Raw genomic sequence first — 16,758 nt, forward strand, 5'->3', positions numbered from 1 at the left:
ATATAAAAAACAAGTTTGAAAACGTACAATAAAAACCGTTTAATATAAATAAAAAAACATTAAACATAATTCATCAAAACGTTTTGTTGAACTTATATACCCTAAAATGTTAAACAAAAAGCAGGTCTATTGTCTTGGAAAGATACAATTATCAAAAAAATACAAATGCAACATCATTGCACATTTAAACACAATTATACTTACCTTTGCTACACAGCTTTATTAATCAGCAAACGTGAAAAAGATTCTATTGATACTTACGGTAATCATGATAGTGTGGTTGCCTACATGGGCACAAAACAACAACTGTACTTGTGTTTTGAAAGGAGTGGTTCATGAAACCAACATTCATAATCCTATTCCTGGGGCGGTGGTGTACTTAAAGGGCACAAAATACGCCGAGTATACCAATGCTGAAGGAAAATACAACTTCAAAAACCTTTGTCAAGGCACATATACGCTAGTATGTCAGGCTGTTGGTTATCAAAAGGTTGAAGTAGTCATCAATTTGTCGAAAGAGCATTCAGAAGAACTAACCCTCAACAATTCCGACGAGCATTTGCAGGAGGTAATTGTGGCTGGCAAAAAACTCGAAAATAATACCCATACCAAAAATATTATTGAGGGTGATGCCCTTGAACAAAGCCGAGGGCAAAACCTTGCCGAATCGCTGAAGGCTGCTACGGGTGTTACTACTTTACAAACTGGTAGCAGTATTGCCAAACCCGTTATTCATGGGATGCACTCTAATCGTGTATTGATTCTCAACAATGGTATTCGTCAAGAAGGCCAGCAATGGGGTAGCGAACACGCTCCTGAAATCGACCCATTTGTGGCCAAAAAATTAACGGTAGTAAAAGGTGCTGCGGGTGTTAGGTATGGCTCGGATGCTATTGCAGGTGTAATTATGGTAGAACCCAACCCTTTGCCCGATTCGGCTAAGATACATGGCGAAATCAATACTGTGGCTTTTTCTAATGGCCAACAAGGGGTTGTTTCGGGGATTGTAGAAGGTGGTATTTCTAGTATAAAAGGACTTGCTTGGCGGCTTCAGGGTACTTACAAACGTGGCGGCGATATCAAAACAGCTCAATATTATTTGGCTAATACAGGGATTCAGGAGCGGAATTTCTCGGTTGCATTGGGCTATAATGCTATCCATTGGGGTACAGAAGCATATTTTAGTTATTTCGACACCCAACTGGGTATTTTTGCTGGCTCGCATATTGGCAATATTACTGATTTGCTCAATGCTATTGATAACCCTCGTCCTAGTAGCGATTATACACCTTCGTCGCCAAGTTATACAATCAATCGCCCCGACCAAGATTTAGCTCATAATTTGCTCAAAATAAAGTCATTTTTTATTGCTGAAAACCTAGGAAAATGGACATTGACACTTTCAAGACAGTACGACTGGCGACTTGAATATGATATTCCTCGTGGCAATAGAACCTTAAATACCCTCAATTTTAAGCTTACCAGTTATCAGGGTGAGCTTATTTTGGAACATAAACCTCTTTGGGGGATTTTGAGCGGTACTGTTGGGCTGAATGGCTTATGGCAAGAAAACCTTTCATCGTCATATCAGTTAGAAAAGCCTTTGACTAATACCGTTCTAATTCCTAATTATCATACTAAAAGTGCGGGGTTGTTTTTGATAGAGCGGTATGTAAAAAATAAATGGGAGATCGAAACGGGGCTTCGCTACGATATTCGCAATTCGGAGGCCTATGGTTTAAGTTTCAACAATACCATTTTTCACCATTCATTTACTTTCAATAATGCCTCTGCTACCGCAGGCTTGGCCTATAATGCTTCTAGCAAGCTTACTTACAAAGCCAATGCCGCAATTGCATGGCGTGCACCCAATATGAACGAGCTGTTTTCAAATGGCGTACACCATGGTGCAGCAGCTTATGAAAAAGGTAATATTGATTTAGTACCCGAAGTAGCTCATAATATATCGGTATCGGCAGAGTATTCTGGCGATCGGTGGGCTTGGGAAGTTGCTCCGTATTTTAATTATATCAAAGATTTTATTTATCTAAAACCAAGAATTGAAAATGGTGTTCTACAAACTGTTTTATCGGTACGTGGAGCATTTCCTGCTTTTGATTATACTCAGGTAGATGCTGTGTTTGCGGGGGTAGATGCTTCGCTGAAATACATGATTACGCAACAGTTGTCTATTTCAGAAAAATATTCGATGGTAAGAGCCAAAGATGTTCGCAACGATAGCTATATGGTCAATATTCCAGCCAACCGCCTCGAAAGTACCCTAAAATATACTTTCTCTAAAAAAGATGCATATATTAGTATTAGTAATTTATGGGTAGCTCGTCAAAGCCGTGTAGAAGCCAATAGCGACTTTTTAGCTCCTCCTGCTGGCTATAACTTATGGAATTTGTACGCAGGGTATCCAATCAAAAAAGTAACCTTAGGCTTGAGTGTAAGCAATCTTTTGAATACCGCCTACCGTGACTATATGAACCGTTTTAGGTATTTTACAGATGAAATGGGCCGAAATATTTCCTTGAGACTACAATACAAATTTTAGGTTGAATATTATCATGGATTGGAGATTGCTACTTTGGGGGTTTAGATAAGATGGCTGTGTTGTTCATAAAATATATGTAGAAAGCATTTCATTTACCCAATAATGTTCTATTAGTAAGAGTACTGAATCATGAATAAAAAGTACCAGAAAACCATCTGGTTATCACTTTCTTTCATTATTCAGTACTCTTTTTGAGCTAGGCATTTTGTAACACCTCCTCCACAAATGAAAGAGCTTTTAGGGCCGCTTTTTCATCCCGCAGTTTTAGTCCTAATCTTCTTTCCAATATATCGTCGGCAGTACAAGCCATCTCGTATTTTACAGCATATACCACTTCGGCTTTGATAAAGGGATGCTCGGCAACCAATAGCGATTTTAGCGAGCTGTCGTCGATGGTGAGTTCCAGTACTTTTGAAGCATAACTACCATATTTTTTCATCAAATGCTGAGCTACATAATCGGGAATAGTGTATTTAGCTACCAGTTTTTTCCAATCATCAAATTGATAATTTTCAGCTCCATACAACAATTGATGGTCGGTAGTACAAGCCGAAACCGCTTGTTTGAGTACATTTTCTTGTACCATATCTACTGTATCTTTGGCCATTAAACGATAAGTAGTCCACTTGCCCCCCATAATACTTACTAGTTTTGACCGCTTATCTATTTCGACCTCGTGGTCACGTACCAACGACTTGGTATCTGAATCTAAAGCCGAATGTAGTTGAGCTTCCAGCAAAGGCCTCAAGCCCGCAAAGCCCGAAGTAATATCGGCTTCGCTCACTGGCTTTTCCAAATACCGATTTACGTAGTCTATTAAATAGCCTTTTTCATGCTGTTCTAGCTTAGGCACTTCCGAAAGGTTATCCTCTTCGTCGGTAGTACCTACCAAAAGCTGATCTTGCCAAGGAATCATAAAGATTACACGTCCGTCGTCGGTTTTAGGAACTAAAATAGCGGTTTCGCCTTGTAGAAAAGTTTTGGGCAATACAATATGAGCCCCTCTACTTACTTTGATTCGTGATTTGAGTTTGGGATTAGCCAATTTCCGAAGGTGGTCGGCAAATGGCCCAGTAGCATTAATAAATGCTTTGGCACTAATATGTAGCTCGGTATTATTCAACAAATCTTTTGCCCAAAGCGATTTTAGCCTACCAGTATCTTCATTTTTGCTAAATTTCAATGCCTGTGTATAATTTAAGGCCAAAGCCCCTTTGTCTACAGCTGTTTGGATTAGGGCTAAACAATACCGTGCATCGTCCAATTGTCCGTCATAATATAATACTGCCGAATTGAGGTGCTTCTTTTTGAGTTCAGGAATTAGCTCCAAAGCTTCTTGTTTTGAAAGCCGCTCACTTTTAGCAATATTTTGAGAACCTGCAATCCATTCATACATTTTAAGCCCAATCGTGTAATAAATACTTTCGATAAAGCTAAAACAAGGTGTTAAAAGGGCAAGCGGTCGAGAAAGATGTGGAGCATTTTTGAGTAATATTTCCCGTTCTTTCAAAGCTTTTCTTACCATTTTGTACTGTTCCCAATCCAACTTTTTAACGGCTTGTTCAAGATACCGAACACCTCCATGAATCAATTTGGTAGATTTAGACGACGTTTGAGCAGCAAAATCATACTTATCGATTATTATAACTTTTAGGCCTCTGAGGGTAGCATCCAAGGCAATACCTGCACCTGTAGCCCCTCCTCCAATAATACAAATATCAAATTGTGGCGTGTCATGAAGTTTGCGGAGTTGTTCGTTACGATTCATCATAAAACTAACATTAAAGCTATTTAAGTGGGATTGGACAATGTTTATAAAAAGGATGTATAAAGAATTGGATAGTGTATTAAAAAAGGTCTCGCTAAACTAACGAGACCCTTTTTAAAATGCAACATAAAGTTATTAAAATCCAGTTGATATTTATTCAATTACTTCAGCTTCTTCCAGAATATAATTCATTTCATAAATATCGTCGGCATTCAACTTTAATTTGCCAGTGAAAGTGTGCATTTCATCGGTCTTGTATTTCTTTGAAGCTCCTTTTTTAGGTTTCAACGACATAACTGATTCGGGGCCTGCACCACCACAAAAAAAGCATTGGCTATAAGGAAAAGCCGACAATACATATACATTGGTAGCGGCATCGACAGGTATTACGTACCCTTTGATTGTCACTTCTTTGTTTTCTAATTTTTTTACACCAGGCCCAAAAGTAGGGTACAACATATAAATAGATTCTTGAGGATACCATTTTTTCTTAAAGGTAACGTCTTTGAGCATATCCCAAGTAAGTTTATCACTTGGCAAAGCCATCGTTTTGCGGTTGGCAGGGTCTATAGCCAATGCCGACTGACTCAATAACACAATCAGGGCAAGAAAGCTAAATATTTTTTGTTTCATAACTGTTGATGTTTGGTAGTTTGTGTACAGGGTTTTTTATTTCAAGTAAATTTCTTAATCGTCGGCTAATGTTCTGGAAATATCTATTTTATAAATACCTATCGACGGAATTGCAGCGGCCAATAAACCTATAATAAGAGCCCCCAACAAAAGCCAGAATTCTTCGGTAAGCAAAGATAGAACGTTGAAATCATAATGAAAATTTTGTTCGACATTCTGTGCCATTACCCATACGCCCAATCTACTTAGCAAAACGCCAACAACATAACCTATTATACTGATTATCAATCCTTCTGACAACAAAAGAAAAAACAATTTTGTTCTGCTAGCTCCCATCGAAAGCATCAAGGCCATTTCATATTTTCGCTCTTTCAACGAATTATACAGCGATACAAACACACTAATACCCGATACCACTATAATAACAAGGGCTATTAGTTGTAGGGTTTCGATACCCAAACCCATCAAAGCAAACAAACGGTTCATTTCAATAGCTGGCGTAGCTGTTTGCATGGTCGAGTTTTGATTAATACTTCTCGAAATCATCATACCCATTGCTGGATTCCTGAACTTGACCAGCATGGCGGTAATTTCTTTTTCTTCCTCGTGGTGTTCATCCTCGTGGTGTTCATCTTCTGTTAATAACTTCAAGGCATTTGCTCCTTTGCCTGCCTCCTCTTCTTCATGATGCTCGTGCAATGCCCATACGCTTTCGAGTGGCGTAATCAACAATTGGTCTAGCACCGAATTGGTGGTTTTTAGAATACCTACCACCTTAAATTTATTATTGTCGTGATGATGCCCTTCGCCATCGTAACCATGCTGGCTGGCAAAGGTATCTCCTACTTTTAAGCCCAGATTTTTAGCAACTTTTGCCCCTAATACCATGTCGAGAGATTTTTCAAAAATTCTACCTTGCTCAAATTCGCCTTGAAAATGGCTGATATACTTTTCATTTGTACCTACAATTCTATAGCCCTGATAGCTGTCGCCCATAGAAAGCGGAATAGCCGATTGTACCATAGGGTTTCGGGTAAACTGGGAGGCTTCGGCCAAACTGATATTGCCTGTCGGGGCATCGATTTGATAAATACTTGCCAAAATCAATTGTAAAGGACTCCCTTTTGCTCCTAGCACCATATCAATACCTTGTACATTGCGGGTAAACTTCTCTTCGAGCTGCTTACCTACCAACAACAATAACGATATAATGGCAATACCCAACGCCATAAGCAAAATACTCAGGAAGCTAGTAAGGGGTTTATCTTTAATATTTTTCCAAGAAATATTGAGTAAATTCATTTGTGTATTTAGTGCTATATAAAGTGCTTTCGCACCAATGGTCATGATTAATTAAAGAGAAAGTTGATGCTCAAATACATCTTTCAATCGTTGGTCGTGGGTTACTACGACTAAACTTGCTCCTATTTCTTGTGTCTGACGTTTTAGTAAATCAATCACTTTAAGGCAGTTATCATCGTCGAGATTGGAAGTAGGCTCATCGGCCAAAATCAGCGAAGGGTTGTTCATCAAAGCCCTAGCAATACTTACTCGCTGTTGTTCACCTTGCGACAGCTGCGTAGTTTTTTTGTTGAGGTGGTCGGCAAAACCCAAACTTTCGGCCAAATGAATAGCATTTTGCTTAGCAAGTGTTTTTCCTGCCAAATAATTGGCCAACAACAGATTGTCTAATACCGAAAGAGCGTGTACAAAATGAGGTTTTTGGTAAACAATTCCTACATGGGCAGCACGAAAGCTAGCAGCTTCAGAGGCCGACAATCGGCTGATTTCTTGGTGATTAATTTGAATATTTCCGCCTGTTGGTTTTAGCAATAAGGCCATCAAATGAAGAAATGTAGTTTTTCCTCGACCCGATTTACCCAAAATCAGCATGGTTTCGTGGTCGGCACAGGAAAAATCAGGGAAAACGAATTGTTTTGTAGGAACTCCTGGTTGAGCTGGATACGCAAAAGTTAGTTGTTGTGTCGAAATCACAGTTGATGAGTGTTATGTTGCTAAAACTTTTTTTCGTTAAACATTGTTAGGTATTTACGCTTAATATTTCATTATCAAGTACTTAACACTAAGTTATTCAATCATTATACAAATATACGCATTAGCTATTGAAGAAATTGGCAAAAATGTGAATTTGAAAATTTGATAACTTAGGAACAACAATTTACAAAAATTGTCTTTATTTTTTGTTATATCCTATCTGGTTGACGAATATGGCTGTAGCCTCTCTATCAGATAAAATGCTAATTTATTATATAAGTTTTTCAAAATAGAATAGTACAGAACAGCTAATTTGCTAAATTTGCGTCCACTTTTGAGAAACAGACGTTTATGTGTTGAAATTATGAGTAATAATATTTTGTATTTTGAACTAACCACTCCAGTTGAAGACGACCGACCAATATATATATCTGGTAATTTTAACGGTTGGCTTCCTGACAAAGAAGACTTTCAGCTTAAAAAAGTTGAAGAAGGTAAATATGTATTAAAATTCCCTACAAGCCACCCAGTACCCGAAACTATCGAGTATAAATATACTAAAGGAGGCTGGAACCAAGTAGAACTTGATGAGTTTGGTAATCCTACCAAAAACAGAACGGTTCAACGAAAATTAGGGGTATTGCATGATTTTGTCCCTCACTGGCGACTCGATGGTGCTAACCTCAACAACAATTTGATGCCCAACATCAGATTGATTTCGGACTCGTTTGAAATGCCGCAATTTGACACCAAACGTGCCGTTTATATTTTGTTGCCTCATAATTATGAGCAAAGCGATAAAAAATACCCTGTTTTGTATCTACAAGATGCCCAAAACCTTTTCTTAGAAGGTTCGGAGTTTGGCAACTGGGGTATCGACAAACAATTGGCGGTATTGGCCTCACGAGGGCATGGCGATGTGATTATCGTAGCAATTGCTCATGGTGGCGAAAATCGTTTTAAGGAATATTCTCCGTACCATAACCCCAAAATGGGTAAAGGCGAAGGGCGTAAATATGTACAATTTATTAGTAGAACCCTCAAACCCTATATCGACGCTAATTTTCGAACCCTCCCCGACCGTGAACATACAGGTATTGGCGGAAGTTCTTTGGGCGGTTTGGTGAGTATTTATGCTGGCTTGATGTACCCCGAAGTATTTGGGCGGCTCATGCTATTTTCGCCATCGTTATGGGTTTCACCTAATATTTACTTCGATGCTATCGACTTCTTGAGTCATTTACCTGCCAAAATTTATGTATACGCAGGCGGAGGCGAAAGCTCAACGATGATTCCTAATGTAGAAAAGCTCAAGCAAACTTTACAGCGACAAGGCAATAAAAAGATAGATATTCATTTGTCGCTCGACCCCGACGGTAAACACAGCGAAGTACAATGGGGCAAGGAGTTTCCGAAGGCTGTAGAATGGCTATTCTTCTAAATGATAAAAACCCATACTCCAAAAGAATATGGGTTTCTGCATCACACTACCTTTATTGTAAAAAAATTGACCTGTTCATTGTCAACGGAGTTAGTGACTAACTCCGTTATACTAGCCTAATACTGGGAATGGGTCTGCAAATTTTTTCTTAGCATTCATCCATACTATTTCCTCCTCAGTACATAAACACGACCGTAACTCATCCAAGATAAGGCTTTGGTCCAAATCTTGACCAATAATAACCAATTCGTTGATTCGGTCGCCAAAACGTTTATCCCATCGTTGCATAATTGTTTTTTTAGCTTCTTGCCAAGCTGGGTAAAACGGTCGTTCCCAATCGGGTACACCTGCCCACCATGTACCTGCGGCATCAGCCCGCAACGATCCCCCCGCTTGCCCCCAATTAAGGGCATCTTTGGGCCGAGAAGCCAACCAGAATAACCCTTTAGAGCGAATAATACCCGCTGGCCAGTTTTGATTGATATATTGCCAAAAACGTTCTGGATGAAATGGCCGTGCATCTCTAAAAACAAAAGAAGTAATACCGTATTCTTCTGTTTCGGGGGTATGATTACCCTTTTCTAGCTCTTTGAGCCAACCTGCCGACTGTGAAGATTGCTCAAAGTCAAACAAACCAGTATTGAGGATTGCCTTAGGACTGACCTTTCCAAAAGTGGATTCTACAACCTGAGCATCGGGATTGAGCTTTTTGATAATAGCTTTTAACTCACCCAAACGATTGGCCGACAATAAGTCGGTTTTATTAAGAATAATTACATTGGCAAACTCAATTTGGTCAGTCAATAAATTCACGATTGTCCGAGTGTCGTTAGGGTCATCATCGTTTAGCCCACGAGACCAAACGGTATCTATCGAACCAAAATCACTTGGAAAATTAAAGCAATCTACTACTGTAACCATTGTATCTAAATGAGCAAATTTGGATAAATCAATACCACTAGCTTCGTCAACATAAGAAAACGTTTGAGCCACAGGCAAAGGCTCGGAAATACCCGTTGATTCAATAATCAAGTAATCAAAGCGATTTTCTTTAGCTAGTTTTTCTACTTCTACCATCAAATCCTCTCGTAGTGTACAACAAATACAGCCATTCGACATTTCGACAAGCCGTTCTTCAGTTCGTGACAAAACATTTTCTTGCTGTACCAACTGAGCATCTACATTGATTTCGCTCATATCGTTGACAATAACCGCCACCCGTAGGTTTTCTTTATTATGTAAGATATGATTAAGTAAAGAGGTTTTTCCTGCTCCCAAAAAACCACTAAGTACCGTTACTGGAAGTTTTTTATTTGACATTTTTTACAGAATCTAATATTGAAAAAATGAATAACAATCAAAGCCAACGAGGCTATATACCCAACATACTGTAGAAACGGAAGGTCATCTTCAAAAATAATAGCCACCGCAAAAGCCAAAAAAGCTAACCAAAACGCTCGTACAATACGAATAGATACACAAGACCGAGTTGTAGAAAACACAGCAATAAAGCAAAGTAAAACAAATACATAATCCCAGCAATCGTGGGCTTCGTCGAGGGCTACCTGTGTTTGAGAATACTGATAATATGCTTTCAAAAACATTATTATCGGTGTAGCCAAACAATGTACCAGGCATATTGCCGAACTGAATATGCCTAAATAATCGTACCAAAAGTTGAGTTTCTTTTCCATATTTGCAACATTGTTGCAAATATAAATATTCTATTTTCATTTTTGCAACATTATTGCGTAATATTCAAAAAGAAATACTAAATTTGCAACATCATTGCATTAATAAACTTATCATAAAATATGAAACTCGTACGTAATAGAATTTGGGTAATGGCATTGTTGGCCACATCGTTGTTGGCTGGCTGTAAAAAAGATGAGCCTTCGCCTGTAGAAGACAGTGAAAACCTTACTACTTTAAAATTGATATTTACCAATGGTGGGGTTTCAACAACTTATGCGTTCAAAGACCTTGACGGTATTGGTGGCAATGCCCCTGTTATTGATAAAATCAACCTAGATGCCAACAAAACTTACACAGTAGCAGTAGAGGTTTGGGATGAAAGTAAAACGCCTGCAGAAAATACCACAACAGAAATAGAAGAGGAAAGCTTTGAACATTTATTTGTGTACACTCCTACTCCTAGTAATTTATTGACCGTTACACGTACCGATAAAGACAACCGTAATTTGGAAGTAGGCTTAAAGGCAAGTGTACAAACTAACGCCGCAGGAACAGGAAAGTTGAAGGTGGTTTTGTATCATCAGCCTCCTCAAAATGGCACGCCAATCAAAGATGGTACAGCCAAAGGAAGTACCGACTTTGAAGCAGAATTTGATGTAACAGTAAAATAGGAATACCAAACTATGACAAATGCCCCATTCTTTCCTATTCGGAAGGCAATGGGGCATTTTATTGAAGTACCAAAATTCATTAATTGGCTGGCTTGTCAGGAACTGGTGCCGAAGCGTGAAAATCACTATAAACCACTTTGGCATATTTTTCTAGCAGCTCAATTACCCTTTCTCGATTATCAGCCTTAACGATTACCCCAATGTGATACTCTTCATCCATCCGCCAATAAATTTCGGGGTCATCAAAAGCCATTACATTGGGATACTGCTGGCGAGTTAATGAAATCAGAATACCTGAATAATGATTTTGAACCTCTGGCAGTACATATTTTGTCCCTTTGGCCATAGCTGTTTCTATATTGGCCCACTCACGCCATAGATTAATACCCGAAGAAGCCTCAACCATTTCGGCCAAATGAGCCCCCCCTACACGCGAAGCCGTTTCCAAAAAGATAAAATCTCCTGTTTCGTGGTCACGGATATATTCAGAATGGCTAGCACTATAGTTCATCCCAAAGGCTTTCATTACTTGTGAATTAATCTCCTGCAAGGCTTTGTCATCTTCCGAACCAATAGGCACAGTTACCGAGCGAAAAATACCGCCGCCATGTGCTACGTCCATTGGTGTAGAGAGGTATTGGCTCGAACGTGTAAAGATAATTTCGCCTCCTATCGAAAGCGAGTCAACATGAAATACATCGCCAGGGCGAAATTGTTCAACTAAGTATTCTGGCCGACGGTCGCCCAAATGATGTACCACTTCCCAAAGCTGTTCAGCATTATACACTTTTCTGATACCTGTAGCCGAAGCCTCTGAGCGAGGTTTTACAACACAAGGGAAAGTTACTTTTTGAGTAAATTCAAAGATTTCATTATCGTTGAACAATGCCGAGAACATAGGCACATGAATACACGCTTCGGCGGCTTTCATTCGCATAGCCAGTTTGTCACGAAAATGTCGGCTTGTGGTTTGTCCCATTCCCGAAATCCGAAAATGTTCACGCAGATAAGCCGCTTTTTCAACGTCAAAGTCGTCTAACGCCACTATTCGGTCTATTTTACGAGAACGCATTACATAAGCTAAGCCCAATGTAATTTCATTAATATCAAAACTTCCATCGTAGCGTTCTTCTACATAAAATATCTCGTCTATCGACTCCCTTGCCCATGGACGATGTTCTAGTTTTTTGTTGGTTAAAAGGTACACTTTATTACCTGCTTGTTTACAAGCACGTAAAAATTCATTGCCTTTAAAATAGGTAGATATACAAAGGAAAGATAGTTCTGCCGACATAGTAACTGAGTTTTATAATCAAGAGTCTAAACTAAATTTAAGGATAAATCCCAAAATTTGAAACAATGATATAGTAAAACTATTAAAAAACTATCGGAAATATTTCTAAAAGGAGCTGTTCAAAATGAGTAGGTATATAATAAAGCTGCTTCAACTTATTTCAAGTTGGGTTGATTGTATGAGTCTGCAATCGCTAAAATACTACTTGGTATCAAGATTTTTCAGGTAAAACAATTTTACTTGAACATACACTAACTTCTTTTACAAAAGTTGAAACAGCCTTTATATCAATCAGTAATTGAGCAAATTAGAGTACCTTTACAGGCTCGCTAATTCGCCCAATGAGTACTATGATAATGTACTTAAAAAGTTAATTAACAAACGTATTCCATACGCTGTACCTGCACGTTGCGAAGCAAAATCAGCATCGCCATAGGCAGTACCTGCAATATCGAGGTGAGCCCATTTGGGGTGTTTTTCGGTAAATGCTTCCAAGAATTTAGCAGCCGTAATAGCCCCAGCCAAAGGTTTTCCTGAATAATTGCGTAAATCAGCAATATCCGAGCTGAGGTCTTCATTGTAGACATCCCACAAAGGTAAACGCCATAAACGCTCGCCAGTAGTATCGCCCGCCTGCACCAATTGAAGAGCCAATGTATCGTTATTGGTAAACAACCCTGCAGCATGATACCCCAACGTAGCAATACAACTCCCTGTTAGAGTTGCCAAATCTATCAGAACATCGGGAGTATAGTTTTTCACCATATAACCCAACCCATCGGCCAATATAACCCTACCTTCGGCATCGGTGTCGATAATTTCGATGGTTTTCCCCAAATACGAGCCAATAACATCGCTAGGTTTAAATGACTTAGCATCTACAGCATTTTCACAGGTAGGTACAATCCCAACAAGGTGAACAGGCAATTGAAGTTTGGCCGCTAATTCTACCGTACCCAATACAGCTGCTGCCCCTCCCATATCAGATTTCATCAAGTGCATATTGCTCGACGATTTGATAGAAATCCCTCCTGTATCGAAAGTAACTCCTTTGCCTACCAAACCAACCGTTTTTCCTGCATTCTGACCTCTGTATTCTACAATAATCAGGGCCGAATCATGCTCACTTCCTTGCCCTACAGCCAACAAAGCCTCTAAGCCTTGTTCTTGTAAGTCTTTTTGGTACAAAATTTTGGTATCATATCCATATTTTTTTGCCGATTCAATAGCCCAATCTACCAATACTTGTGGTGTTTTTTTGTTGGCAGGAGCATTCATCAAGTCAAATATCTGAATTTGCGTTTCGGCAGTTGCTTGTCCTTTTTGAACAAAATGCTGTACAACATCAAGTTGTGCTGGCTCAACCAATAGCTTTACCAGAGCGTCCTCGCCATATATTGCAGGCACACTCTTTTCATCGGTTTTATAAAGCTTAATGTCATAGCCCCCCAAAACAATACCATTGACTATCCATTCGATTTGTTGGGTTGGCAAGTGATTTGCCACAACGGTTACTTCGTTGGGGAATTTGCTTTTTTGTTGTGCAAACAATGTTCTTACGGCACGAATCACTTGTCCAGAATCGCTATTTTTCCCCAAACCTAACAAGATGATTTTGGTAGCATTAGGAGTATAAAAAGATAGGATTTCTTTCCAGTCGGCTTTGAAATCATTTTGAAGTAATTCAACCTCTACTTGGTTTTGTGAAGCAATGGTTGTCAATTGCTGGGCAAGGTTTTCGTTTTGCCAAAGCAAATAAATAGCCACCTTATTGGTTTGCGATATTTCGGAGAAAAGCTGTATTTGCATAAAAGTATTGTGTTATGAACAAAAAATGCCACCTGATAGGTGGCATTTAGGGTTTGGATGGACTATTAAATCCTTCCATGAATGTCAATCAATATTCATCTTCATTAAAGAAGAAATCGTCTTTAGTCGGATAATCTGGCCAAATTTCTTCGATACTTTCATAAGGCTGACCGTCATCTTCTAATTCTTGTAAGTTTTCGACCACTTCCAAAGGCGAACCTGTACGGATAGCATAGTCAATTAATTCATCTTTTGTTGCAGGCCATGGGGCATCTTCTAAATATGATGCAAGTTCGAGTGTCCAATACATATTCTTTCTCTAAATTTGGTTACTGTTTAAGATTAAGGTAATAGCACAAAGTATTGAAAATAAATACATTATGGCTTTATATAATGCTTTTTCTAAAAAAATACTGTACCCCACCCAATAGGATTGCAAAAGTACAAGTTTTTTGAAATTACAAAACAATTATGTTTTAAATTTCTCATGCGTAATTAACTAATTTTTCTATAAAAAAGTACATTTTTTAAACTCTTTTTTTCAAATCCAACAGAGTATAATCTTCAAAGAGTAAGTTATTACTGATAACAGGTTGATAGTGAAGGCCTCCAGATGAGGACACTCGCTTCCTTGTTTTTTTCTTGATTTGCGACTGGTCTATCTGAAAAAAGTAATTAAATTTGATGATTTGGCCATTTTTTTCTATTTTGTGATATACAGACCCAAAGCAATTCATTGTAATATTGGGGGACAACGATTGTAAACCCAAAATATTGTTGATGTTTTGGCTGTTACTCTGTTATTTATTAAAATACGCCTCTATGACTTTTGTTGGTAGAGGTATAAGGTTTGAAAGTACCTTTACGCTAAAATTCACTCAATTTTACTTATAAATATATTTATCAACACTCTTATGAAAGTAGAAGTTTGTGCTTACTCCTTTGAGTCTTGCTTGGCAGCAGAACAAGGAGGAGCCAACCGTGTAGAGCTATGTGCTTCGCCATACGAAGGCGGAACAACCCCTTCAGCAGGACTCATCCAACTTGTAAAAAAAAATCTTTCGATAGAAGTTCATGTGATGATTAGGCCAAGAGGTGGCGATTTTTGTTATTCAGACCACGAAATTCTTGTAATGGAACAGGATATTCTTATGGCAAAACAACTAGAAGCCAATGGAATTGTTTTGGGTATTCTTCAAAAAAATGGGCAAGTCAATATTCAACAAACAGCTCATTTGGTACAATTAGCTCATCCCATGACAGTTACCTTCCACCGAGCTATAGATATGACTCCCGATTACTTTCAGGCACTCGAAGATATTATTGAAGCAGGCTGCCACCGAGTACTAACCTCGGGACAGGCAAATTTAGCTATTGAAGGTATCAAAAACCTAAAAAAACTAACACAACAAGCCGCAGGCCGTATCCAAATCATGATTGGTAGTGGCGTAAATACCCGAAATGCCTTACAACTGGCTTCATTACAACCCGATGCCCTACATTTTACAGGGAAATCAACACGTGATTCTGTCATGGAATTCAGGAAAGAGGGTATTGCTATGGGTGGCCTTTCTGAAGTGCCTGAATACGAAATTATGTATTCCGACGTTCAGAAAATCAAAGCTATGGTAAACTTGCTACACGAGGCTGTGTAATAGAACTGGCTTGATTTTGAAAATGATACTGTCGGGGCTAACGCCCAAGGAAATATAGTATGCTATTTTCTTACCTTAACAGAAAAGCTGAATACTCTGGAGAATTATTTTTTAGTCTCAAAACTCAGCACTAAGTATTGCTATTAACAACCCAATTTAATAATTAGTATATTTTCACAGATATTCAATTAGTCTATAAAAACTACCATTTTATGAAACGTCGTACCTTTATACAACAAACTTCGGCTTTGGCTGGTATTTCGGCATTAGCTAGTAATCAATCTGTTGCATCGAATAATACTGCTGCTGAATTCCCTGTCGTTATTTCGACTTGGAAAAATGAAAAAGCCAACCAAGCAGCTTGGGCTTCACTTCAAAAAACAGGTCGTGCATTAGATGCCGTAGAGGCTGGAGCACGAATCCCAGAAGCCGACCCTAACGATACTTCGGTAGGCTATGGTGGGTTTCCAGACCGTGATGGTAATGTAACCCTCGATGCCTGTATCATGGACGAAAAAGGCAATGCAGGTTCTGTAACCTTTCTTCAGCATATTATGCACCCGATTTCGGTAGCAAGAGCCGTAATGGAAAAAACCCCTCACGTAATGCTTTCGGGCGAGGGAGCTCTGCAATTTGCCCTTTCGCAAGGTTTTAAAAAAGAAAACCTTTTGACTGAAACAGCCAAAAAGGCTTGGATTGAATGGAAAAAAGAATCAAAATACGAGCCTAAAATCAATATTGAACGCCACGATACAATTGGCTTGTTGGCATTAGGAACAAAAGGCGAAATCTCTGGAGCTTGTACAACAAGTGGATTGGCCTTTAAAATGCACGGTCGTGTTGGCGATTCGCCAGTAATTGGTGCTGCAGTATTTTGCGATGATGAAGTGGGCGGAGCTTGTGCTACTGGCTTAGGCGAATTTGTTTTAAAAACCCTTGGCTCTTTCCTTATTGTAGAATTAATGAGAAATGGTCGTACACCACAACAAGCATGTGAAGAAGCTATTATGCGTATTGTAAAAAGATACAATTATAAAGAGTTTCAGATTGGATATTTGGCAATGAACAAAAAGGGCGAATATGGTGCTTATGCTATCCAGAAGGGTTTTAATTATACCCTCACAAAAGCTGGTATTACTAAGGTTTATGAATCAGATTATTATATGAAATAAGATAAGTAATAGTATAAAATTCGTTTGGGTTTCTGTACTAGTAAATAGGTAGGGGTAACTTTTGT

At 38.8% G+C, this 16,758-nt stretch carries 14 protein-coding genes; 5 read left to right on the plus strand and 9 right to left on the minus strand.

What is annotated here, in order from left to right:
• Positions 1–235: 235 nt before the first annotated feature.
• A complete protein-coding gene (locus FLEMA_RS70930) occupies positions 236–2,560 on the plus strand; it encodes a TonB-dependent receptor (protein ID WP_052354148.1) in 2,325 nt (774 codons plus the stop codon).
• A 196-nt stretch (positions 2,561–2,756) separates the two neighbouring features.
• On the opposite strand, the gene FLEMA_RS70935 is transcribed toward FLEMA_RS70930, so the two are convergent.
• From FLEMA_RS70935 to FLEMA_RS0132270, 4 genes are all read right to left on the minus strand, one after another.
• A complete protein-coding gene (locus FLEMA_RS70935; RefSeq protein WP_081681341.1) occupies positions 2,757–4,331 on the minus strand; it encodes a glycerol-3-phosphate dehydrogenase/oxidase in 1,575 nt (524 codons plus the stop codon).
• A gap of 150 nt (positions 4,332–4,481) precedes the next feature.
• Positions 4,482–4,874, minus strand: coding sequence for a DUF3299 domain-containing protein (locus tag FLEMA_RS0132260; protein ID WP_374755632.1), 393 nt, complete (start codon positions 4,872–4,874; stop codon positions 4,482–4,484).
• 141 nt (positions 4,875–5,015) lie between these two features.
• Positions 5,016–6,263 (minus strand): ABC transporter permease, encoded by a 1,248-nt coding sequence (locus FLEMA_RS0132265; protein ID WP_026996409.1) that lies wholly within the window; start codon positions 6,261–6,263, stop codon positions 5,016–5,018.
• Between the two features lie 51 nt (positions 6,264–6,314).
• Positions 6,315–6,956: an ABC transporter ATP-binding protein gene (locus tag FLEMA_RS0132270; RefSeq protein ID WP_026996410.1), complete on the minus strand. Its 642-nt coding sequence runs from the start codon at positions 6,954–6,956 to the stop codon at positions 6,315–6,317.
• 364 nt (positions 6,957–7,320) lie between these two features.
• On the opposite strand from FLEMA_RS0132270, the gene FLEMA_RS70940 reads away from it, so the two are divergent.
• Positions 7,321–8,397, plus strand: coding sequence for an alpha/beta hydrolase (locus tag FLEMA_RS70940; protein WP_044172233.1), 1,077 nt, complete (start codon positions 7,321–7,323; stop codon positions 8,395–8,397).
• 111 nt (positions 8,398–8,508) lie between these two features.
• Here FLEMA_RS70940 and FLEMA_RS0132325 read toward each other — a convergent pair whose 3' ends face one another.
• Together FLEMA_RS0132325 and FLEMA_RS70945 are read right to left on the minus strand one after the other, a co-directional pair.
• Complete coding sequence (locus FLEMA_RS0132325) at positions 8,509–9,717, minus strand: GTP-binding protein (protein ID WP_026997865.1); 1,209 nt, start codon at positions 9,715–9,717, stop codon at positions 8,509–8,511.
• The gene (locus FLEMA_RS70945) at positions 9,693–10,091 is read right to left on the minus strand and encodes a MerC domain-containing protein (protein WP_044172236.1); all 399 of its coding nucleotides are present in this window, start codon (positions 10,089–10,091) and stop codon (positions 9,693–9,695) included. Before FLEMA_RS70945 ends, FLEMA_RS0132325 begins: the two co-directional genes overlap by 25 nt.
• A gap of 120 nt (positions 10,092–10,211) precedes the next feature.
• Here FLEMA_RS70945 and FLEMA_RS70950 point away from each other — a divergent pair, with 120 nt between their 5' ends.
• Complete coding sequence (locus tag FLEMA_RS70950) at positions 10,212–10,763, plus strand: hypothetical protein (RefSeq protein ID WP_044172239.1); 552 nt, start codon at positions 10,212–10,214, stop codon at positions 10,761–10,763.
• A gap of 79 nt (positions 10,764–10,842) precedes the next feature.
• Here FLEMA_RS70950 and FLEMA_RS0132360 read toward each other — a convergent pair whose 3' ends face one another.
• The 3 genes from FLEMA_RS0132360 to FLEMA_RS0132380 all read right to left on the minus strand — a co-directional run bounded on the left by FLEMA_RS0132360 (position 10,843) and on the right by FLEMA_RS0132380 (position 14,176).
• The gene (locus FLEMA_RS0132360; protein WP_026996414.1) at positions 10,843–12,057 is read right to left on the minus strand and encodes an ATP-grasp domain-containing protein; all 1,215 of its coding nucleotides are present in this window, start codon (positions 12,055–12,057) and stop codon (positions 10,843–10,845) included.
• A 348-nt stretch (positions 12,058–12,405) separates the two neighbouring features.
• On the minus strand, positions 12,406–13,866 hold the full coding sequence (locus tag FLEMA_RS0132370) for a leucyl aminopeptidase family protein (protein WP_026997866.1): 1,461 nt from the start codon (positions 13,864–13,866) through the stop codon (positions 12,406–12,408).
• 88 nt (positions 13,867–13,954) lie between these two features.
• Positions 13,955–14,176, minus strand: coding sequence for a DUF2795 domain-containing protein (locus FLEMA_RS0132380; RefSeq protein ID WP_026997867.1), 222 nt, complete (start codon positions 14,174–14,176; stop codon positions 13,955–13,957).
• A gap of 604 nt (positions 14,177–14,780) precedes the next feature.
• Here FLEMA_RS0132380 and FLEMA_RS70955 point away from each other — a divergent pair.
• Together FLEMA_RS70955 and FLEMA_RS70960 are read left to right on the plus strand one after the other, a co-directional pair.
• On the plus strand, positions 14,781–15,521 hold the full coding sequence (locus tag FLEMA_RS70955) for a copper homeostasis protein CutC (RefSeq protein ID WP_044172244.1): 741 nt from the start codon (positions 14,781–14,783) through the stop codon (positions 15,519–15,521).
• Between the two features lie 212 nt (positions 15,522–15,733).
• The gene (locus tag FLEMA_RS70960; protein ID WP_044172247.1) at positions 15,734–16,693 is read left to right on the plus strand and encodes a glycosylasparaginase; all 960 of its coding nucleotides are present in this window, start codon (positions 15,734–15,736) and stop codon (positions 16,691–16,693) included.
• Positions 16,694–16,758 lie beyond the last annotated feature (65 nt).

This window comes from Flectobacillus major DSM 103, from assembly GCF_000427405.1.
Classification (GTDB): Bacteria; Bacteroidota; Bacteroidia; order Cytophagales; family Spirosomataceae; genus Flectobacillus; species Flectobacillus major.

Coding starts and splice junctions, on each gene's coding strand:
- FLEMA_RS70940 (WP_044172233.1), top strand. CDS start 7,321: ATGAGTAATAATATTTTGTATTTTGAACTAACCACTCCAGTTGAAGAC.
- FLEMA_RS0132370 (WP_026997866.1), bottom strand. CDS start 13,866: ATGCAAATACAGCTTTTCTCCGAAATATCGCAAACCAATAAGGTGGCT.
- FLEMA_RS70955 (WP_044172244.1), top strand. CDS start 14,781: ATGAAAGTAGAAGTTTGTGCTTACTCCTTTGAGTCTTGCTTGGCAGCA.
- FLEMA_RS0132360 (WP_026996414.1), bottom strand. CDS start 12,057: ATGTCGGCAGAACTATCTTTCCTTTGTATATCTACCTATTTTAAAGGC.
- FLEMA_RS70935 (WP_081681341.1), bottom strand. CDS start 4,331: ATGATGAATCGTAACGAACAACTCCGCAAACTTCATGACACGCCACAA.
- FLEMA_RS70945 (WP_044172236.1), bottom strand. CDS start 10,091: ATGGAAAAGAAACTCAACTTTTGGTACGATTATTTAGGCATATTCAGT.
- FLEMA_RS0132380 (WP_026997867.1), bottom strand. CDS start 14,176: ATGTATTGGACACTCGAACTTGCATCATATTTAGAAGATGCCCCATGG.
- FLEMA_RS0132260 (WP_374755632.1), bottom strand. CDS start 4,874: ATGGCTTTGCCAAGTGATAAACTTACTTGGGATATGCTCAAAGACGTT.
- FLEMA_RS70950 (WP_044172239.1), top strand. CDS start 10,212: ATGAAACTCGTACGTAATAGAATTTGGGTAATGGCATTGTTGGCCACA.
- FLEMA_RS0132325 (WP_026997865.1), bottom strand. CDS start 9,717: ATGTCAAATAAAAAACTTCCAGTAACGGTACTTAGTGGTTTTTTGGGA.
- FLEMA_RS70960 (WP_044172247.1), top strand. CDS start 15,734: ATGAAACGTCGTACCTTTATACAACAAACTTCGGCTTTGGCTGGTATT.
- FLEMA_RS0132265 (WP_026996409.1), bottom strand. CDS start 6,263: ATGAATTTACTCAATATTTCTTGGAAAAATATTAAAGATAAACCCCTT.